The organism is Sphingobacterium sp. 1.A.5 (assembly GCF_002734235.1).
GTDB lineage: Bacteria > Bacteroidota > Bacteroidia > Sphingobacteriales > Sphingobacteriaceae > Sphingobacterium > Sphingobacterium daejeonense.
In genome coordinates this window covers 1-20,139 of record NZ_PEBA01000063.1, presented here as the reverse complement: position 1 = coordinate 20,139, position 20,139 = coordinate 1, and the positions used below count along the sequence as shown (strand labels likewise).

Here is a 20,139-nt window from a genome sequence, read left to right as displayed (position 1 = left end):
AAAACAATGATAGCAATATTCAATAATTTCAGAATAGGATTACTGCCGATATATGTATTCCTGGCAATCCTCACAGCTTCGGTTACGTTGGTATCTTGTAGCAAAGATGATGAACTCGAAATACAAAAGGACTTTCCTTTTGAGGTCAAAGTGATGCCAGTGCCTAAATATGTTGCCAACGGCCAGACGGTAGAGATCCGCATTACAATACAGCGAACTGGAAATTATAGCAGCACCCAATATTTCCTTCGCTACTTCCAGTTTGACGGAAAGGGCACACTTAGGTATTACGATGAGCCGCCGTACCTACCTAATGATCTGTATGAGTTACCAACCGAGCAGTTCCGTTTGTACTATACTTCGGCATCTGCAGTATCTCAATCCTTTGAGGTTTGGATTTCGGATAACTTCGGGAACGAAAAGCAGATAACTTTTCAGTTTAACAGTAGTGATTAATACAGCATGTCAATTCATAAAAAACGGCTTATTGGATTGGTAAGCCGTTTTTGTATTGAATACGCATCGTTCAGGGGCTAAACAAATATTTTTTTGTAAATTCAAATAGTGGAAATAAACTATGGTTGCATCACTCGTTATAGGTATCATATTTTTGGTTGCAGGCTTGGTACTTCGTTACTGGATTAACCGTAGAAAGTTTTACAGGCGCAGCTCTATGGGAACTGAGGGGTTCTCATCTTATGAAAGTTCGATTTTCATTAAATTGATTGAAAAGGTTGGCAAATGGATAGCTTATGCGTTGATTATATTTGGGCTGTTGTCGTTATGGGTTTATTCCCTTGAAAAAAAGGAAAAACAGCAGCCTGACGTAACAACCGAACAACCTGCCCAACGCAGATAATTATTACAGAATTTTAAAAGCAAATCGGATAGCCCAAAAGGTTATCCGATTTTTTATGACTACAAATCCGTACAAATAAAAGAAGAGAGCCTTAACGGCAAATATATTTCATCTGGGCTATGTTTTATATAATCTTCTTTAACATCATCCCACATAAAGCCTGGTCTAACTAGCGTAAAGTCATTTATTTTATTTACTGATTGAACATAGCTGTAACCCCACGGAGATTTGTAAATAATTTGACCTTGAACTGCCAGTGTATCGAAGTTTTTTTCTGCAAGTTGCTTCATAACTTTTTTAAATGCTGGACAAACTTTGTAATAAAACACCATCAGATTCTGTTCAAGTCCTTTGGTTCGCTGTTTTAGGTCAGAAATTCTAAGATTGATTTTAATTTGCAAATCATCAAAATTATTTTCAAAATCATCAATATTTTTCCACCCTAAATAATGAAGCGTGTTTAGAAGCATTGAAAAAAAGTAATGCATCTCGCCATCTTTCCAATAATTGTTTATCAGGCAAACAATCGTGTTTACAAGTGCATCGGCTTTTAATTCCTCAACTTTCTTTTTTGTATAATCAAATTCGTATTCTTTAAAGCCTGTTCTTGCCAACATTAAAAAGTCGCCTATTAAGTTTAAACAACAACCTTTCACATTATTGTTGTCATAATTGTTGCTAAACGGAAGATAGCTAAAGAAATGTTGCTTTTCTTGCTCGTCGTATTTTTCTGTTTTGCCTCCATATTCAAGTATCAGCTCAAGCGTTATCAAATATTTGGTTAAGTCTGTTAATGTGGGTTTATAGTTTTGGGGTCTATTGTTACCATAAAGAAGTTCTTGCTGATTATAATACAGATTATCAAAATAGCTTGTCAATTTTCTTTTTTCAGACTTTAGCAACGCAAAAGAAAGATTACGAACTATTTTTACTTCGTTTTTCTCATTGCCATCAATGTTACCTAAATTTTCTTCCTGTTCATCAATGCTAATATCAATCTGTCTGTTTATGGACAGAGATTTTGAGTGAATGAATTTTAAAACATCTAAAACCCGAAGCGAAAGAGAAGAAAGCAAAAGACTTTTCTCATACGCAGAATGCTCAATTGGTTTGTAAGAAGAAAGGTCATACAGCTTTTCGGGCTCGTTGTTTCCGTCTCTTTTTGCATCTGTAGTTTTACGGCTATTCAGAATACTTGCACTTTCTTCGTTTTCCGTTTCATCAATTATCGCATAATGCAACAAGTCGAGAACTTTGCTTAGTTCTCCATTTTGGATTTCGCTGTAAATCCTTTCTATGTCTTCAGTTTTAGGATTTGGATGGGTTTTGGCAAGATGAAAATAATCAGACACCAAAAGTTTGTTTGATACAAATTCATCCTCCATATTAGCCAATTGAACGTACTGAAAACTACCTAATTCTGCATTGAGTTTTACTTTTAGTTCTTGCTCAAACTTCGAGAATGTTTGGGAATGAAAATATCGGTTCTCTTTATCAAAAAGCATAAATTTAAACGGTTCTGAGAAATTGCCATTTAAGTGAATTGTAAGCTCATCATAAATCAATTCTGCGCTAAGAAGTTGAACCTGAAATTTATTATTCTTGATTATCGTTTCATAAATGGATTTATGAGCTGTAGAAGTAAAATCTGAAAGTTGTTTTTTGTTGCCAACTTTCAATTTTATGCCTAATTTATTAAGCAAGCCACCTTTTTCAGATCGTATAAGAAGTGAAACTTCTGCATTTGCATTTTTTCCTGCTAATGCCAAGCCCTCCGGTGTTATATTGGCACTTCCGAAAAGGCAAAATTCTTTACCATCTTTTGTTTTAATATGGATAATCTTTCCGTGAAGTTTAGAGTTTGAATTATCAGATTTCGAATATTGAACTCTACTGATACCAGCATTGCACCAGTCGTAAAATGAAAATGTTTTACTTAAATCCATTGCCGATGGAATAAAACCACTTTCTTCTAAAACCACATTAATATCTGCTTTTGGGAAAAGATTTTTAAGCTCTTGCAGTACCTTTCCTTTGCTATCATAAAATGGAGAAATGGTAGTAATTTCAACAATTTTTTCGTTGCTAATATGTTTTAATAGCTCATTCCAAATCGAAGAGGTTTCGGAATTGAATAAAAAAGCAACTTTCTCTTTTTGTGAAGTATTTAAAAATTCAAACGGTTTTACTGCTGGTAATTCATTAAGCCATTTTGAATGTTCAATTATCCACCTTGTGGTCTTTTCATTCATCTGACCTTTAACTGTTGATGAAAGCATCGATAAATAATTCCAAGCAGATGAAAATATTGGGGCGTTCTCGGTCGAACGAATATCAAAATGATATGCTCCCCAAATTTCATCGTTGTTTCCATTTCCCGAATTGGTAAGATTTCCTGAACCAACAATTAATAAACCCTCCTTATCGCCAAATAGCATCCAGATTTTTGGATGAAATACTGAATTTTGAAAAACAGGATAAAGTGAATAACCGGCAGTAAGTTGCATTTCTTCGCCAGTGGCTTGTCGCATCAACTCTGAATAATAGTAGCCGTCAATAAAAACATTAATGTTTCTCACACCACACGAACGCAACCATTTCATTGCTTTCATTTCAAAAAAGTAAAAGTCAAAGCTGAAAGTGGTAAGAATACAAGAATGGTATCTTCTGCTTCCAATTAAAGTCAAAATGTTTTCTCTTTCTAATGCCATTAGTCAACCAAAAGTTTTGTGTGAAGCGGAGACAAAACCTTTTCCTCGTCGATTACCTGCAAATCAAACATTATGTTTTGCAAAGCATTCATTCTCGGCGATGTATTTCTTGGTGGAAATATGTCGATGAAACGGATGTATTGTTCTTCTATAAAAAATTTATGCGTGGATTGTGAGCCATTACCCATTTTTCTAAGGGCAACCATTGTGTGTCTGTAAATTATTTTGCGTAAAATAAATTGTTCAACAAAATCTTTAAGAATTTCTTTCTCTGCTTTATGAACTGTAAGGATGCCATCAACCATATTTCCATCTCTTTCTGTTCTCTTTCTACTCATAAATTCTTTCAAAGGATGCAATTGTTCTCTATTATTTTTGAACAGCTGAAGTAAAAGCATGAAACCGTATTTACCAGCAAGAATTGGGTCGTTGGTTTGGTTGATTGCTCTTTTCGTTTCCTCTTCGTCGTTCGTATCTGGAATGAGTGATAAAATTTCTGAAACTAAAGATGTGGGCTGTATTGATTGGTTAAAATCTTTGCAAATTTCTTTTGAGATGCTATCCGAAAACTTCTCAACAAAAGACGGCAAATATTGGTCTTGTTGAAAATCGTAAAGATGTTGCAGCAATGCCCAAAATATTGTTCCGCAACTGTATTGCCAATATTCATTTAGTTGATAGCAATACCAACCGATGTTTGTTTCTGTTTCGGGTTGAGTGCTTGAACCTAATTTTTTATGATAGCTTTCGAGCAAAAATTTATACCAATTATAGTCATTATCGTTTTGAACCGCTGTTTTTATTAGCGATAAAATGGTTTCTCTTCTATGAAAAGTCACCAATTCTTCAACTTCTTGGCTTGGCTCATCTTTGTCAAGGAGCATTTCCATATACAATTGCCATTCACTGCTTTCAGTTTCTATAGTCTCAATCGCAAAATATTTGATTAGTTCTGGTATATCCGATTGGTAAAGCTTTCCTTTTTTTATGTTGCTGTAAAATAACTCTTTTATTTGGGGGGATAATGATATCTCAAAAGCATTAGCTAATTGTTTTCCTGAAACTTTTTGTCTGGGATGTGGTTGGCTTATATTGTAAACAACGTCTCCAAAATCATTTACCGCAGTAATAATTAATGAAAGAGCTTGCATCGCCCCATAATAATATTGCCCAAAAGCACCGGACGGATATTTCCAATACACATTTTTGTCTGTACCGTCTTTATCAGCCCCCTCAGCTAAATCAAAATAATCATTTTCAATCGTGTTGAGTAGGTTTGATGCGAAATTACTTCCTGTAATTTGCTGAACTGCTTTCCGCTGACTTTGCATTATGATAGCAATCATTAACTCAGCCCTGCGAATAAAGCGGTATTGCTCTTTTGAATTTCCCTTTTTCTCTGTTTTAAAGTAAAAATCTAATAACCAGCAATAAAAGCCATAGTACCGCAGTCGATTAGTCAAGTTAGAAATTCCGGGCAACATCGTTGCATAAGTTGCCTCTGAAGTTGTCTGAAGCCCTAATGGGTCAAGTCCTGTAATTAAATTTATTGATGCTCCCCAAAACGGATAGTTTGATTTGCCTTTTTGTAATAATGCCATTTAAAAATTCTTATTGAATTTGTTATTAACCTATAATTTTCAAATTTACAAAATAAACTATGCTGAAATTTATCGCGGAGCCAAACACTACCTTTCAGAGCCAAAGCCTGCAACATTTTCTAACGCTATCATAAGCATTTATAAATTCGACTTCCATAGTAAAATTGAGCAAACAATGGAAGTAATTGCAATACAAAAGTCGGCACTAGACGGAATGAAAAATGAGCTAAAAGCACTTTTGGAATTGACCGAAAATGCCACACAGAAATATACGCCCATTTTTAAAGCGGAACAATGGCTCGATAACCAGGAAGTATGTCTGATGATGAACATTACCAAGCGGACTTTACAGACCCACAAAAGCAAAGGACTATTACCGTATTCAAAACTGAACCGTAAAAATTATTATAAACGCTCAGATGTACAGGCTTTGCTCGAAGCCGGACAGCTGGACAATACTACTGAAAATGGATTTATTCACGAATGATAGTGACGATATCATCGCCCACAGGGAAATGATTACACAGCTACGAAATCGTATTGAACAGATATTAAAAAACTACCGTCCTGTAATGAACGGTGAAATATATCTTTCGGGCGAAGATGTGTGCAAGCTGTTACATATCAGCAGACGGACTTTACAGCAATATCGTGATGACCAAATACTCCCATACATCCAGATAGGCGGCAAAATCATTTTTAAGCAAACCGACCTTTTACGGATACTTGAACAAAACTATGTCTGCAATGGACAAAAGAACAAGTAACGGATTTCAAGCAATCATATTTCTATATCGAAACGAGTTTAGTATCTTTGCTATGTAAAATATAGAAATACTTAAAGTGTTTTTGCTTTAAGTCCCACATTGAAAACTGGTAATTTTTAGACAACGGGACGATAAGGAAGAACGCTCATGCCATAGGCGTGGGCGCTCGCTTATTCGTTGTCGGGTATACCAGTACCTCAATGTGCGGTAAGTGTAGTTGCCTGCGCTTTCTTTTTGTGCAGGAACTTCATCTAACTCAAAAAAAGGTAACGTATGAAAACTGGTACTGTACAAGAAACAATCTCCCTGTCTTTTATCAATGACAAAAGCCCTGTAACCGATAACATCTGCAAAGATCTCGCTGCATCTGGAATGGAAATACTATCTCGGTCAGAAAGCATTGAAAATGGGCTAACACAGTTGTCTTCATTGAATGAACTCCCCAAAGTCTGTATTATTGACTTGGATTTTTACGACCAAAATGTGCTTAAACAGCTTCAAGAATTAAGGAAAGAGTACCCTGCAATCAAACTGGTTGCCCATAGCGATATTGATGATGAGAAAGTTGGGAAATCTCTTTTAGAGATTGGGTTTTCAAGTTATCTACTACTTGGAAGCGATGTTGATGATTTTAAGAAAGCTATCTTCAGTGCTTAAGACTATATTTCATCATCATCGTCTCCATACCAACTTGAAGTATCCACATCGTAGTCATCGACCTCAAACTTAGAGGACGGAAAATCCTCTTCAATTTGATAGCGTATCTTCGTTTCAAAAGGGAATGTTTCTGGCAAGTCTAATCCATCACCTTCACGTCTTTCTTTATTAGACCCATATTCAAGAATCACATGTAAATCTCCAAAGACGTCCACTACAATTTCATATTCATTAATTTCTGAAATATGATATTCTGACACTTCACTATATTCCAGTGAATGGTGAGGTGCAAGTCGATCAACATTCTCAAAAAAATTAGTTACAACGGATGATACCATATGCTCTTCGATATGTCCATCAAGGAATTGTTTAAGATCTTCACGATAGTTCTCAATTGTTTCTACCAAACTAATAAAAGAGTTAAGTACATCTTGGCTCATACGCTCAATTTCAGAATCGCTAATATTAAACACCTCAGGATTAATATGGGTATACTTGCTTAAAGTATTGATTGTTTCTTTTACATCCTTTATCATGTCTTTGAGTTCGTCAACCTCAAATCCCCAACGATCTAAAAAAGTGTCGTCTATTCCACCTTGGACTGCGTATTTAATTCTTTGGTTTCTTGTAGGTTTTCCGTCTGCAGTTTCGGGGCTAAACCAAACACAATTTTTCACACGTTCTTCCGGAGCAAGGTTATATAAAAAATGTCGTGACAACTCCCTTATAGAGCATGCAAAATTATTAAAGCGAAGTTTGTTTGTTCGATCATTTAAGCTAGCAATTGAAGCTTCAAATAAATCCAACTCAAATTGGTTGGATAGTAATTGTTTTATTTTTTCGGCTTTCTCCATAGTCTCTACATATAAAAGCTGTATTTAAGCTGCATACTATCTTCTTGGTTCAAATATTTTAATATTTCTCCAACATTTCTCGCACATTCAATTGTAATAGGCATCTGCCTATCAAATTGTGTATTATTCCAATTCATTTTGGTTAATGCAAGGATTTCATCGCAAATGATGTTTGGAGATTCATCATGTTGTGCTAATTTTATTTCAATGGCTCGAGGGATATATCTACCTGGATACGTTTCGTAGTACGGCACAGATCCTCTTGTATATAGCAAGTGGTGTTTATAACTCATAGCGAAATGTGTTCCCCTCATCGGCGGATAATTGCCATTCCTGTATAATCTTAAATCAGATGTTTGTATAGAAACTAAGTCAACTTGATTTATATGCAAATCACGAGCTGCTTGGGTAAACCCGTAAACTTCATCTTCACTGAAGTTAGAGGTCTTATGGATTACTAGTCTTTTCGGAAAAATTTTTACGGCTTCATAATATTCAGTTAGGGACTGCTTTAGAAGATTGAATGCTTGTTCTTCACTTAGATGTGGTGTTCTATCGTTTTTTTTCAAAGTAATTTCCTCACCTCTTAAAATGACACCTTTCCCTAACTCATTAAATATTTGGGCAATACTTGTTTGTGTTGAGCTTCTATCTCTACTTTTAAAGAAGCTTATACCGGCATAAAAAGTAGTTTCAGCAGTGTCTTTTCTGATCAATGCCCAAGGCGTTCCTGAAGCTTTATAGTATAATGCTGTAAAAAAATTCCAAGCAACCGTTGCAGGATCTTGCATCTCTTTGGTTGGTTTTGCAACTCTATCCCTAATGATTTGGATAGGCACATTATATTGCATTGCCTTTGCTTTAAGATTTCTCCTGAAATTCTGTTCTTTTGAAGAAACCTCATCTTCATCAAAATCACGTTCATGAACTTCAGTTTCTTCTTCATCTTCACCAGAAGCTTTTGCCTTAGCTTCGGTAATATGTTTCATTAAATTTTCAGGCAAAGCGCAAAGAATTACATCTGGTTTTTTGTTTTTAGATAAGAATTTGATTTCAGCTAAATAGAGTTCTGTAATTTCTGCAATTATCGTTTCCAGGGAGTTGCTTTTCTTGACGATTTTCTCTAAATCAGAGTTATTTAACTTTCTTAGGTATGTATCATCATAATTGATCTCGCACTTAAAGCCTATACTTTTATTGAAACCGCAAAAATTTAGAAAAAGGTTGGGATGTGGGGTTTTACTTTGTTTTCCATCAATATGGGTTTTGCATGATTCTATCCATTCTAAAACTGCATCAACACTGTCAGATTTTCCAACTACTCCAATGGTGATTTTTTCAGGTCTAACTTGATCAATATCAAATGGATTAAAATTGTAAATGCCACTTTTAGGACAAATCTGATGTCCTAAGCCAAATTGTAATGATGGTTCTTCTATATATCTTAATTTCATTGATCAGAAAAAATTGAGTTGGTTAATTCGTTATCAAGGCTTATTTCCGTTGGAGTAAACTCAGATGTTTCTTCAACGATTTTAACGGGTATCCATTTTTGTTCATCTAGGCTGGGAGATAAACTTAATGGCTCATTTTTCGAGGTCTGCAGGTATGGATATTCAGTAACAAACAGGTCCGTATAAGATAAGTAGTACGCAAAGAATCTAAAGTAATTGTAAACAGAATTGTTATTCTCAAGTCGTTTTATTCCTGCCATATATGCTGATTCAAATCGACTTTCCCTATATCCACCCGGATTTGTAAAGCTCCATGTTGGATTTATGACCAAATACCAATCTATTTCAAAATTTAAAAAAGATGCTTTGAATGCTAAGTGTCTATAACAGATTATGTGCCCCTCCTTCTTATTTGTCATTTCGAATATTACTGTCTTGGTAGACTCTTTTTTACCCTTCCATCTAATTTGCTTTGCTTTAGGAGGTCTTGAATTGGCAAATCTGAAAATTCCTCTTGGCGGGAAGAATTCTATTCCTTTATAATAGCAAAGTTGGATCAGAGATTTTCTTAAAAGGTTTTTGAATACTTTGTTACTCGCTTCATCTTGTTCGTAGAAGTCTTTACAATCCAAAGTAGTTATTGTGCCAGCATCTATAATTTTTCTCAATGGTTCGTTGTTTTTAGATAAATCCCGAAAAGTATAAATACACTTTTCATGTAAAATCCAGTCTTCAAAATATACTTTATTTTGTTTTAAAGCCTTTTTGACCAGTGTGTTTGGCTTCAACTTTTTCACTTTCCTTTTTCCAATACTCTCCAAATAATCGTTTAGATTTTCGAGGATAGCTTCTTCATTAATAAACAATTCTGCCTTATACAAAACCTTCGGAAATGATATTTTAACCATGTTAGGCGAAATATCTTCTGGCTCGTTATTCAAGTATCCATTTTCGAACTTAAGCTGGCGCTGTTCAATCTGTATATCCGAAAACTCATGCTCGTATAATTTAGAAATCGCTTGAATTTTGGGCGTTGAGCTTATAGCATTTATTTTCTGAAGAATAACGTCCTTGTCTATAATATGGTCACTTGACTCAAACCCAAAACTATCGGGTATTACATCTTTCAGTTTTGCATCATTGTATTGCGGCTTCTTTTCTGTGAGAATATATAAGTAGAGTACATCAAACTCATTTTGTAGGTCATACTTTGAGAATGTTTCGAGCGTAGTCCTAATTTTATCAAGAGAAGATGTTGACGTAATTTGAAAAGCCACCCTATTCTTAAAGTCGGCCAGATCAATTGCTGGAAAATTTTTCTTTTTTGTAGAATTAAGATTTTCAAGTTCCAACCCGAAAACCTCATTTAATAACGGTACCAAAAAATTCTCTGCATGGATATTAATATGATAATTTCCTATTGCATTAAACCCTTCCACTTCGTGGACAAATCTCGCTGCACAAGTAGTGATCTTGTTGATGTATTCAATCCTGTTCAATTTTTGAAATATTTCGAGGTTTATTATTTAGTTTGTGACATATACTTTATCTTCTTTTCGGCAACTCTAAGAGTTTTATCCGCCAACGATTCGTCTTTTAGCTCAATTGCAATTTTCTCACTGAGGTATTGAATAAGTAATTCTTCTCGTTCTATGCCCAAAATATCTGCGAGTTTAAAAACCTGTTCCTTATTGATATTTCTTTGCCCTCTTTCAATTTTACTCAGAATTGCTGTATCCATTTCGAGCAAAGCAGCAACTTGCCTTAAGAGAAGCCCTTTCTCCTCTCGTTTAGCACGTAATATTTCTCCAACTGTTTTTTTATAATCCATTTTGTGTATTTGAAATATTCTACTTGACAAATAATGTCAAATATACGTTATTCCTTTAACTATTAATCGCATTGAGCAGGCAATATATTATTAACCAGTTATTGTGGCTCTTCAAGGTAATTATCTGATAAAATTAATAACTGTGTGGCGGTAAATAATGCGGCGTTCTTTTGCTTCTTTTCTTTGGTCGCCAATGTGGCAAGAAAAGAAGTTCCCTAAAACAACAAAAGGGATAATGAACATCCCTCAAATAATGTCGCAACCTGTTTGGTAAAATGTGCCGGAATGAATGGTGGGTAGGCATCCCATTTTGCCAAAGAGGTTGCTCCGATTTATGCAAAAAGACTGTCCCGACCATCGGGAGGGAGTGTCTTTTTGCCGCCCGATTTTCCAATCAGGCGACTTTTATAGGATGGGTTCGGAAATCTTTCAGGTTGTGAAAAAATCCCCTGTATGGTGTCAAACCATTTTTAAACATACCCCATAACAGTGAACAACCCATCTGAACCAATGAGGAATTGATATACAAGTCCTGCTTTTCCAACGCTTCGGCAAGGGAACAGCTCGGTGTATCGTCTTCCAGTTCGGATTGTTTAAGCAGTTCGCCAAATTCATCCGTAACCATTGGCAGGCTTGCCACCGTTTCATATTTCTCTGAATTGGGTTGGCGAATTTTTCCTATGGTAGATAGTAAAACTTGTCCTGTATGTTGACTGTTGCCGAAGTCCAACCAATAACGTGGGCGGTTGGAATAGGGTCTTCCATTGCTCAATTCACTTAATATTTCCGCAATTTCAAATCTTGCTTTTACGCTATCCACACAGGAAATATAAATACTTCCTCCTGCATTTTCGGGGAATCTGTCGCTATTGTCTTTTTCAAATTTCCTTGCTTCCGCTTTCCAGTTCGTACCTGAGAAGCGATTTATACGGTTAATGATAGCAACAGATTTGTACAAACCGACCTCACTTTCTGCAAAACGCTGTCTTCCTAAATTGGCTTGGGTAATTACATCATCATCCCAAAGACGAATAAACAACCCTGCGTGTCCTAACTCGTTTAGGCTGTGGTTCATCTCAAGCAAGGCAGTCATTACTTTTGAGCCTGTACCACCTGCACCGATTACGTTTACCGTTATGGGATTGGTAGGATTTATCAAATCGCTGTCCGTAAAATGGACTTTTAAAATTTCTTTGCTCATTACAATATCGTTTTTATGGTCTTGTTTGTCTTTTTCAATATATCTTTAGGAAAGGCTTTGTCTGTGCCGATGAGGTCTTTCCAAAGGCTTACACAATTTCCTTTTATGGGGTTGTGTTCGTTTACCAAGTGACTGAAATAGCTGTTAAAAAAGTAGCTTTCCCACGCTTGCATAAATTCTTCAACCGAAGCAGAATTTTTGATATTGATATCTACAGTTCCCATACATACGTGTCCGTCCTCGTAAATATTGAAAAATGGTGCGTGAAATAATACGGTATTCTCGGTAGGTCTTCGGTCTTTTTCTAGGGCGAAAACAATAAGGCTCTGTTTGCTTGCATACCAAAGCATTGCAGGTACTTTCGCCGTACCGTTTGGTATTTCAAGACTTTCAGTAAAGAACATTTTGACTTTTCGTGCTTTGGTGTACCAAAGTACCGTACCGTTTTCACTCGGATTAATGTGCAGGACGTTGGTAGGCAGAATGCCGTTAGATTTTAAAAATGCCTTGCTCTTTTCCTTTTCCGTATTGAGTGCTTTTGCCAATTCTTTAGCTTCTCTCTCGGTCAAAGGATGGGCGTTGATTGGATTACCGTTCCTATCCATATCAAAATGCTCTACATAGGTGGTTCTATTACTTCCTTTGGTTTGGTAAAAAACCAAAGCCGATAAAGGGTGGTAAAGCGTTCCAAAGTTTTGTGTTATATCTTTCATTTTAGAGTATCTAAAAGTTATTCAGTATGTATATCAATTCCTCAATTAAGGCAAAAACACGGTTTTCAAATTCAAGGGTATTTGCAGTAATATCACTACCATCAAACCTTTTCACAATGGTGGGTTCTTCCATTTGTCCGTATTCTTGCAACTCGGTGTTCACGCTCTCAAAAAGTGTTTGAAACAAAATACCTTTTGCATCGGCACAGAACGAAACGTACTTTTCCACACCTATACTATTTTCCATATCTTCTTCGCTTGCTTCTCCGCTTGGCAGGGCATTACGGTTTATGGTAGCATTCGGGTATTGTTCATACAAGGCAAAGGCTTCACTTGCCAGTTTGTAGCAATCTTGGTCAAAGCTGTCTTTGATTTTAAAGGAGTTTAAACGGACTGCAAATCGGCTCAAATTGTGCTTGTTGTAAATTTTCTGCTCCATACGTTCGCCTATCTGTTCTGATTGCCTAATCTCGCTTAAATACGTTGTCGTGTCCTCATTCTCGTCATCGCTTACAATCCACTCTGTTACCATTTCATACATCCAATACAGATAACTGTTTTCCTGTCGATAGTAAGGAACATTTGCAATGTGGTATAGGTACGCACACACGGATTGCAATAGCTGTACGGCTTGCTTGCGATTGGGATGCTTAGATAGTCGGTACAATGGCACTACGGGAATGTAATACAGGGTTGCACCTGTACTGTACCGTTCTTCACTTACGAAATACGTTTTCTTACTATCCTGTATCAAACGGAGTTCTTCCCAATCACGAAACTTCTTTCTTAACTGTTCCTCTGTGGAATCCAAAGCTAAAGCGATATTGTAGGGATAGCCGTACTGCCTGGACTGCATAGGTTGTATACCGTAATGCCCTGCCAATTTGGAAAGGGACTGATAAAAATCCCTTTCCGTCTTTTCCGATTTTCCACAAGCCTGTACGGTTTGTGCTTCTTGCAGTTTAGGCAGAAATGAGCATTTTAGAAAACCATTGGTAGTACCGTTATCGGTACCGATTTCATTTTGTCTTTTCTTATTTCGTCTGCGTTCTTTGGTCTTTGCATCCAATCTGCGAACTCGCCCAACTGTTTGTGCAAAGTCTTCTGTTTCGGTTGCTGTAGGGTTTTGATGATGCCCGATATGATATTGCGTTGCATAATTCATTTTTTTTGATTTTTGATTTAACCTTTCGTTCCCATTACACTCTCAAATCGGTACTGTATTGTATCGTCACGGATAACAGGGGCAGATACTTTGGCAGTGGTCAGTATCGGATAAGAATTTGCATAGAAATTCATTACGGCTTCCACGCTCCAACGTGGTTCGGGGTCAGTCAATGGAATATCCTGTCCTTTATCTTTGAGTATGAAAATTCTCGGTAATACTGTTGCTAATAACATAATGTTCGTTTTTAATTGTTAATATTCTACTTCTTCGTTTGTTGTATTTATTGGGCAATAGGTAGCAACCTCCTCCGTTTTTGGCGGTTCGGGTTGCTCCTCCGTTACTCCACCAAAAAGGCTCGGTGTCCCGAACTTGTCGGACAATGACGTTTTGCGTTTGCGTATCTCGTCCGCTTTTTCGGGAAACTCCGTAATGTCGGGTACTTTCATCCACGCTTCACGGAACTTGCCCTCTTTCTCCAACTCGTCCACCTTTGCCATACCGTCTTTGTACTTCTTGTCTTTGGTTTCTTTTTCCTTTTTGGCTTTCTCGGTTTTCTGCTTCTCCATTTCGGATTGCAGTTTGACGGTTTCCATTTGCTTCATAAAGGCTTCCATATCCACCATTAAACCCGATATGGCTTTAATTGGTGCGTTTATCTGCTCAAAAAATCCCTCGTCAAACTCCTGCGAAGTGGCGTTAAAAATCAATGGGGGAATGAGGTTTTTCGCACTATCTCCGCATTGCTCATTGTTGAGCAATACTGTTACGATTAGTTTGTTTTCTATCCCCTTAGAAATGTTCAGTTGCAATATTCCTGTAAAATCCAACTGCTGTACTTGATTGAAAAAATTTGTGTTCATTGCTGTGAGTTTTAATGTGTTGTTACTTGTTCTTTGATGGCTGTAAGTTTCTCGTACATATCCGCCCAATAGGCTTTTTGCCTCTTGTCGAACTCGGAAAAACGCTCGTCCTCGTGGCGGTATTCTTTGTACCGCCCTGCTATTTTTATGGCTTCCTTTAAATCCGTTACTTCGATTTGGCAACCGTTTAAATCTGTTACGTACATCATTAATCGTCTTTTAGGATTACCATCGTGTTATGATTAAAGGCATAGTCAAACGCACCGTTTGATACCCTATGCCTTCTTCGCAGTTCCACGCCCTCATCATCCCAACCAAAATCGGGAAGACCGTTTACCCTTGCCACAAGCTGTGCATTGGTCAAGTGCTTAAATCGCTCCCTGCAAAACTTTTCAAGGTCTGTTTCTTTGGTAATTCTATCTGTTGTTTCCATCTTTGATTGCTTTAAGTGTTAATGACTGATTTCTGCTATTTGGTCAATCCTGCCATAGATTATACTCCGTAGGCTCGTTTTGTCGGGTGCGCTGTATTCCTGCCAACTGTCGTACTGCTTCACTACATAGGTTTTTAGAATATCATCAAACCCAAACCGATAACCCATTAGGGGAACTGCCCCGTTAAAAAAGGCGTTTCGGTTTACCGCTTCCGCAATCCAATTTTTCTCGGCTCGGCTTAGCTTCTCGCCCTTGTTCAGTTTTTCCCTTAGCTGATAGACCTTTGAGGTTTTCAGCGTTTCCAATTCGGGTACTTCGTGGCTGACAAATTTTATCGCTATGGCGTTCGTTTCCATTGTAACTGCTTTTGAATGTTATGCGTTAATCTTCGGTGGCATAAACCCCATTTACATAGTAGCCGTGTAATTTTTCCCAAAGGCGTACTAAACCGTTCGTGTCTATATAGAAATGCTCTGTACGATTGCAGTAAATGATAAATACGCTTTCGCCTTTGTGCTTCTTTTCAAGGCTCTTGGCTCTCGCCAAATTTTTGGCTTCCTCTATTGTTATCGCTTTCATAAAACTTATTTTTAACAGGCTACCACCGATTGTGGCGGTAGCCTGTGATTATCTAATTGAGGTTTAGGATTTCCGCACCGTCTGTCGCAAAGGCTGTACATAGGTCAAATGCTTTTTGTCCTTTCATTTGAGCCGTTCCACCCAATACAATACTCTGTAACTTGGCTTCGTCATCCCTGTAATTGCGTACATTTTGGAAGTAGCCTGTAACAGCATTGTATGCTCCGAACAATGTGCCTTTTGTAGTGTCCATTTGTTGCGTATCACTCGTCATTGCATAGGCAAACGCATCGTTCACGGCATTTTTAAACATTGTTGATATTTCGTCTTCAGCACCTTTTTTGATGAGCTCAAGGGTTTCTTTGTTCGGGCATAGTGCCAATCGGATTAGCTTTCTGACCTCTTGGTCTGTTGCCCTTATCGTTGTCCAGTCATTGAAAATACCCTGTAGCTGGTCGCTCAATGTGTTGGCTAACCCCATTATCCTATGTGCATTCTCGATACGCTGTTTTGCTCCCGATGTGTGCTTGATACGGACTACATTGGTCATATTCCGCAATGAAGCGTTAAGGGTGTTTTGGCAAACGATACGGATAGGCGTAAACGCTGCGGTAATACTTCCGCTTCCGTCGTGGCTTGTGGTAAGGAAGATGTATTTTTCCGTAACATCATCGCCATTGCCTACACGGATATAGTCGGGCAATTTGGCTGTGATAAAAATGCGTTCGCCTTTGCCCAATGCCCCTGCGGTTTCGTACAGAATACCCTCGCCACCTCCTACGATAGCATCAAAGAAACTGAACGCTTCACGGTTTTGTACGATGTGGTAATCTTTACCCACTACGCCCAATACGGCATTGTTATCGGTGCGTATGTTGGCGAAACAGTTAGGTACTTCCAGTTCGTTACTGCCTATCTCGATACCGTCTGCGGTTTCGGTAATGCCCGAACCTTTGGTAAACAGAGGGGATTTGACTACCTCGTAATCTAACCCTGCGTGTCGGATAGCTTCCTCGCTTGTGGGGTACTGCTCTACGATTTGCCCCAGACCGTGCCACGCTTTTTGCTGAACGCTAAAGAATGAATAACGTCCTGTTTTCTCGTTGTAATTGATGTTATGTGCCATAATGCTAAAATTTTGATGTTGATAAACGATTGAATATTCGTTGTTAAAATGGGAGGTCGTCCTCGGTTGATATTCCTGCAATGCTGTTGTTTTCTGCTTTTGCAGTAACCTGTACGGTTTCGGCTCTATTGCTACCTCCGTGCAATTTGATTTGTGAGGTATGGAAATTAAGTCCTGCTCTTGGTTCTCCGTCTTTGTTTACCCACGCTCTCGGACTTACACGCCCTGTGAGTTCTACCAAAGTGCCTTTTGTCAGTAGCCTTGCCACGTTTGGAGTTATCCAGTAGGCACAATCGAAGTAGGTGGTTTGCTCTACTCGTTCGCCCTGTTTGTTACGGTAGCTGTCGTTTACCGCTACTGAAAAGTTTACCACCTGTTTTTCGTTCGACAATGTGCGTACTTCCGCATTTCTTGTCAGTCTGCCTGTGATGTTCATTTTCGCTGATTTTTAGTGATTGATATTTGATTTAATTTTTCTGATTTATTCGGTAATGAGAGGAGGTGCTGTTTCGTTTCATTACCATTTTTAATGCTTATAATTTTCATAACTGACATTTTTTTTATTCGTCCAAAGAGCCGGAGTATGCTATGTTTCGTTTCACGAGCATAAAAGGTTCGTGTTTAGCCGACACAAGGTTTTGAAAAATAAATACTACCCAGCGGGTGGAGATTTTTTTTCAAACTTGCTTGACCTTTTGGCGGTGTTAAGAACACGGAAATACCTTTGCTCTTGAAATGGGACAATAGTGCATACAGGCTTCTTTGAATAAAAGAAATGTGGAAGCCGAGAAAATTGCATTAGAAAATGGTCTGTTTTGAATTGAAATAATACTTCCAATTCGTCGGATTGATAAATGTTTTCTTAAGGTGTGATTCTCAAAACCACAGAACAGGGATTTTAAAAATATCTGAAAATGGGAATAGCGGAGAGGTTTTTTTTAAAAATTTCTGTTTCAGAAATAGCCGGAAAGCTCTTTTACTGCGAGGATATTGCTATGGGAGGTAAATGTGCTTTGGCTGCAAAAAGTACCGGCAAAAAAAAAGCAGGATCGTCAAATCCTGCTTGATATCATTTATTTTTTAATATTTTAATCCCTAACTCCCATCAACACCATCCATTAGTTTCCGGATATCTTCATACCGATAATACATCAATCCACCGATTTTCGTGAACGGTAACGTTCCGTTTAGCCGAAGGTTTTGGAGTGTCCCCGCTGAAATCCCCAATAATTCTCGGATCTCGTAACTCTTGAGCCATTCCCGAGGCTCCTTTTCGGCTTTTCTCGGATGTGGTCTATTTCTCCTGATTTCTTCAAGAAGTTCCTTTTTAAAGCTATCTAAGTCTTCTTTAGTGATAAGTTCTACTTTCATTTGCGCTGCTTTTTAATGTTTCTAAATTCTCTCCTCTAGAACAGAATTGATTTATGGTCTTTTCTGTCTTTACGGATACAAATGAACCAAAAGTATCTACGAATTTGATCAACATGGCAGTCAGTGGTTGCATTTGGCGTCCAAAGGCACACATATAGTATTGCATCCATTAAAATTACAACCTTACCTCGTTTCATTTCAATAATGATCTAGAAGTATCTAATCCTGGGAAGCCATTCTAACCTCTAACTTGTGCATATCCTCACTTAGCTTATGTTCCAACACCTTAGCATAAATTTGGGTGGTACGTATAGATGCATGGCCAAGCATTTTACTCACCGATTCAATTGGCACACCATTGCTTAATGTCACCGTTGTAGCAAAAGTATGCCTTGCGAGATGGAACGTTAAATTTTTATTGATGCCGCAAATTTCTGCGATCTCTTTTAAATAACCGTTCATTCGCTGGTTGGATATGACAGGGAAGATCGTTCCATTCGCCTCAGCTACCGGATGCCCTCTGTACTTCTTAAGAAGATCTGAAGCCTCGGGCAGCAAAGGAACTCGAACCGTTGTATCGGTCTTTTGTCTTTTTGTCGTCAACCAATCTTTTCCGTCGATTCCTTTTGAAATATTTTCGGGGGTCAGGTTAAAAATGTCGATGTAAGCAAGACCTGTATAGCAACTAAAAATGAACATGTCCGACACGGATTGCAGACGCTCTATTGAAAAGGATTTATTAAGCAAAACAGTTAGCTCCTCTTTTGACAAATGGCCTCTTTCTACCTTTTCAAACCGAAGTTTGTATTTGGCAAATGGATCCCTAACCAGCCAATCCATCGTAACAGCCAAATTGACCATCTTCCGCAAACGTTCCATATGTTTCATCACCCCATTATTATTTATGGGCTTATGATGATCTTTAGGTTTGTAGTCATTAAGGAAGTTTTCAAAATCCAAAATGAACCGATAGTTCAGTTCATCCAACGGTATGTCTTTTTTTCCATATTTTTGTTTTATAAATTTTTGAATATAGGTTTCGGTGGTATAATAATTTTTCATGGTACCGGGGGCAAGTTTACTTACTGCCACTTGTTTATGGTATTCCACTAGCTTTAGAAGAGTCATTGTTTCCTCTATGTCCTCGCCTAGGTAGACAGATTTAACCGCTTCAATGGTAACGGTTTTATTTTGCTGCACCAACTGGTGATAACAATCGAAAATAAGGGAGCGTACCTGCTCCATGTGGCTGTTCAGCTTTACGATTTCTTGGCGTTTTCCTTTTGCTCTTCCTTTTACTTCGTCCCAATTGTTGATCGATACTTTGCTTTTTAGGGAAATTTCAGTTCTACGGCCGTTTACTGTAATCCTTGCATAAACAGTGGCCATTTCGTCTTTCTTGTTCTTGGGCAACCGTAACAGGAATTGAATCCCAAAAGTGTTTTTACTCTTCATATCCATTTATTTTATGTTCAACTGATACACTTTAGTGCAGTTCTCTCAATCCAACTATTGGATATGATGCAGTAAAGAAGTCAAACAATAATAAATAGCATCAAAATAAATGTTGTAAATAAATGATTTACAATTATTTATAAGCTATCCGGTGAGTAAATATAAAACTTAAAAAGACTCACCGTTTAACTCACATTTAGGGATCAAGCTGAATTCTTGGGGGGAGTGTTAAAAATTTCTTAGTTTAGCGTCCTTAATACAAATATCCCTTGCAAGAAGCCGAACGTAAATTACTATCCTTATTGATGCCGGAAGGGCTTTTGGAATACTTCCAGATTTTAGAAGTCGATCAGGTCGACAATCAACTCCATATTTATTTAGATGAACTTAATATTGCTCCGACAGGCTATGAGAACAGCAAGTTGGAGTCAAAGGGTTTTATGCCTTCTACTGAAATTTCAGACTTTCCCATTCGAGGCCAGAAAGTTACGCTACATA

At 37.6% G+C, this 20,139-nt stretch carries 25 protein-coding genes and 1 pseudogene; 6 read left to right on the top strand and 20 right to left on the bottom strand.

Annotated elements, in window-relative coordinates; genetic code table 11:
- The first annotated feature begins 6 nt into the window (after window positions 1–6).
- Together CRT24_RS16985 and CRT24_RS16980 are read left to right on the top strand one after the other, a co-directional pair.
- Window positions 7–456 (top strand): DUF3872 domain-containing protein, encoded by a 450-nt coding sequence (locus tag CRT24_RS16985; RefSeq protein WP_002993167.1) that lies wholly within the window; start codon window positions 7–9, stop codon window positions 454–456.
- Window positions 457–577: 121 nt separating this feature from the next.
- Window positions 578–859: a molybdenum ABC transporter permease gene (locus CRT24_RS16980; protein WP_099372366.1), complete on the top strand. Its 282-nt coding sequence runs from the start codon at window positions 578–580 to the stop codon at window positions 857–859.
- A gap of 59 nt (window positions 860–918) precedes the next feature.
- Here CRT24_RS16980 and CRT24_RS16975 read toward each other — a convergent pair whose 3' ends face one another.
- Window positions 919–3,111, bottom strand: coding sequence for a hypothetical protein (locus CRT24_RS16975; RefSeq protein WP_257214076.1), 2,193 nt, complete (start codon window positions 3,109–3,111; stop codon window positions 919–921).
- 458 nt (window positions 3,112–3,569) lie between these two features.
- Window positions 3,570–5,171: a hypothetical protein gene (locus tag CRT24_RS16970; RefSeq protein WP_002993163.1), complete on the bottom strand. Its 1,602-nt coding sequence runs from the start codon at window positions 5,169–5,171 to the stop codon at window positions 3,570–3,572.
- A 175-nt stretch (window positions 5,172–5,346) separates the two neighbouring features.
- Here CRT24_RS16970 and CRT24_RS16965 point away from each other — a divergent pair, with 175 nt between their 5' ends.
- From CRT24_RS16965 to CRT24_RS16955, 3 genes are all read left to right on the top strand, one after another.
- Window positions 5,347–5,658: a helix-turn-helix domain-containing protein gene (locus tag CRT24_RS16965; protein ID WP_037459849.1), complete on the top strand. Its 312-nt coding sequence runs from the start codon at window positions 5,347–5,349 to the stop codon at window positions 5,656–5,658.
- A complete protein-coding gene (locus CRT24_RS16960; protein ID WP_002993159.1) occupies window positions 5,639–5,938 on the top strand; it encodes a helix-turn-helix domain-containing protein in 300 nt (99 codons plus the stop codon). Before CRT24_RS16965 ends, CRT24_RS16960 begins: the two co-directional genes overlap by 20 nt.
- A 273-nt stretch (window positions 5,939–6,211) precedes the next feature.
- Entirely contained in the window at window positions 6,212–6,595 is a 384-nt protein-coding gene (locus CRT24_RS16955) for a response regulator transcription factor (protein ID WP_002993158.1), read from the top strand.
- A gap of 2 nt (window positions 6,596–6,597) precedes the next feature.
- Here CRT24_RS16955 and CRT24_RS16950 read toward each other — a convergent pair whose 3' ends face one another.
- The 18 genes from CRT24_RS16950 to CRT24_RS16865 form a co-directional block, all read right to left on the bottom strand.
- Entirely contained in the window at window positions 6,598–7,449 is an 852-nt protein-coding gene (locus CRT24_RS16950; protein ID WP_002993157.1) for a hypothetical protein, read from the bottom strand.
- 5 nt (window positions 7,450–7,454) lie between these two features.
- A complete protein-coding gene (locus tag CRT24_RS16945; RefSeq protein ID WP_099372365.1) occupies window positions 7,455–8,903 on the bottom strand; it encodes a hypothetical protein in 1,449 nt (482 codons plus the stop codon).
- Window positions 8,900–10,402, bottom strand: coding sequence for an SMEK domain-containing protein (locus tag CRT24_RS16940; protein ID WP_002993155.1), 1,503 nt, complete (start codon window positions 10,400–10,402; stop codon window positions 8,900–8,902). Before CRT24_RS16940 ends, CRT24_RS16945 begins: the two co-directional genes overlap by 4 nt.
- A 23-nt stretch (window positions 10,403–10,425) precedes the next feature.
- Window positions 10,426–10,734 carry a helix-turn-helix domain-containing protein gene (locus CRT24_RS16935; protein WP_002993154.1) on the bottom strand — a complete coding sequence of 103 codons (309 nt, stop codon included), beginning with the start codon at window positions 10,732–10,734 and terminating at the stop codon, window positions 10,426–10,428.
- Window positions 10,735–11,128: 394 nt separating this feature from the next.
- The gene (locus CRT24_RS16930) at window positions 11,129–11,935 is read right to left on the bottom strand and encodes a PRTRC system ThiF family protein (RefSeq protein WP_099372364.1); all 807 of its coding nucleotides are present in this window, start codon (window positions 11,933–11,935) and stop codon (window positions 11,129–11,131) included.
- Window positions 11,935–12,648, bottom strand: coding sequence for a PRTRC system protein B (locus tag CRT24_RS16925; protein ID WP_002993152.1), 714 nt, complete (start codon window positions 12,646–12,648; stop codon window positions 11,935–11,937). Before CRT24_RS16925 ends, CRT24_RS16930 begins: the two co-directional genes overlap by 1 nt.
- A gap of 10 nt (window positions 12,649–12,658) precedes the next feature.
- The gene (locus CRT24_RS16920; protein WP_099372363.1) at window positions 12,659–13,813 is read right to left on the bottom strand and encodes a hypothetical protein; all 1,155 of its coding nucleotides are present in this window, start codon (window positions 13,811–13,813) and stop codon (window positions 12,659–12,661) included.
- A gap of 17 nt (window positions 13,814–13,830) precedes the next feature.
- Window positions 13,831–14,049, bottom strand: coding sequence for a PRTRC system protein C (locus tag CRT24_RS16915; protein WP_002993150.1), 219 nt, complete (start codon window positions 14,047–14,049; stop codon window positions 13,831–13,833).
- Between the two features lie 18 nt (window positions 14,050–14,067).
- Entirely contained in the window at window positions 14,068–14,676 is a 609-nt protein-coding gene (locus CRT24_RS16910) for a PRTRC system protein E (RefSeq protein ID WP_002993149.1), read from the bottom strand.
- A gap of 11 nt (window positions 14,677–14,687) precedes the next feature.
- Window positions 14,688–14,885 (bottom strand): hypothetical protein, encoded by a 198-nt coding sequence (locus CRT24_RS16905; RefSeq protein WP_002993148.1) that lies wholly within the window; start codon window positions 14,883–14,885, stop codon window positions 14,688–14,690.
- Window positions 14,885–15,109: a hypothetical protein gene (locus CRT24_RS16900; protein WP_002993146.1), complete on the bottom strand. Its 225-nt coding sequence runs from the start codon at window positions 15,107–15,109 to the stop codon at window positions 14,885–14,887. Before CRT24_RS16900 ends, CRT24_RS16905 begins: the two co-directional genes overlap by 1 nt.
- 18 nt (window positions 15,110–15,127) lie before the next feature.
- Entirely contained in the window at window positions 15,128–15,466 is a 339-nt protein-coding gene (locus tag CRT24_RS16895; protein ID WP_002993145.1) for a hypothetical protein, read from the bottom strand.
- A 25-nt stretch (window positions 15,467–15,491) separates the two neighbouring features.
- A complete protein-coding gene (locus CRT24_RS16890) occupies window positions 15,492–15,689 on the bottom strand; it encodes a hypothetical protein (protein ID WP_002993144.1) in 198 nt (65 codons plus the stop codon).
- A 52-nt stretch (window positions 15,690–15,741) separates the two neighbouring features.
- Window positions 15,742–16,815, bottom strand: coding sequence for a DUF932 domain-containing protein (locus CRT24_RS16885; protein ID WP_099372362.1), 1,074 nt, complete (start codon window positions 16,813–16,815; stop codon window positions 15,742–15,744).
- 43 nt (window positions 16,816–16,858) lie between these two features.
- Window positions 16,859–17,251, bottom strand: coding sequence for a single-stranded DNA-binding protein (locus CRT24_RS16880; RefSeq protein ID WP_002993142.1), 393 nt, complete (start codon window positions 17,249–17,251; stop codon window positions 16,859–16,861).
- A gap of 659 nt (window positions 17,252–17,910) precedes the next feature.
- The gene (locus CRT24_RS16870; protein ID WP_002993139.1) at window positions 17,911–18,186 is read right to left on the bottom strand and encodes a helix-turn-helix domain-containing protein; all 276 of its coding nucleotides are present in this window, start codon (window positions 18,184–18,186) and stop codon (window positions 17,911–17,913) included.
- A complete protein-coding gene (locus CRT24_RS20740; protein ID WP_144034608.1) occupies window positions 18,164–18,352 on the bottom strand; it encodes a hypothetical protein in 189 nt (62 codons plus the stop codon). The genes CRT24_RS16870 and CRT24_RS20740 overlap by 23 nt, the downstream gene beginning before the upstream one ends.
- Before the next feature lie 53 nt (window positions 18,353–18,405).
- Complete coding sequence (locus CRT24_RS16865) at window positions 18,406–19,641, bottom strand: site-specific integrase (RefSeq protein ID WP_306473174.1); 1,236 nt, start codon at window positions 19,639–19,641, stop codon at window positions 18,406–18,408.
- Between the two features lie 269 nt (window positions 19,642–19,910).
- On the opposite strand from CRT24_RS16865, the pseudogene CRT24_RS16860 reads away from it, so the two are divergent.
- Window positions 19,911–20,139: pseudogene (locus CRT24_RS16860) on the top strand (transposase); the annotation flags it as partial.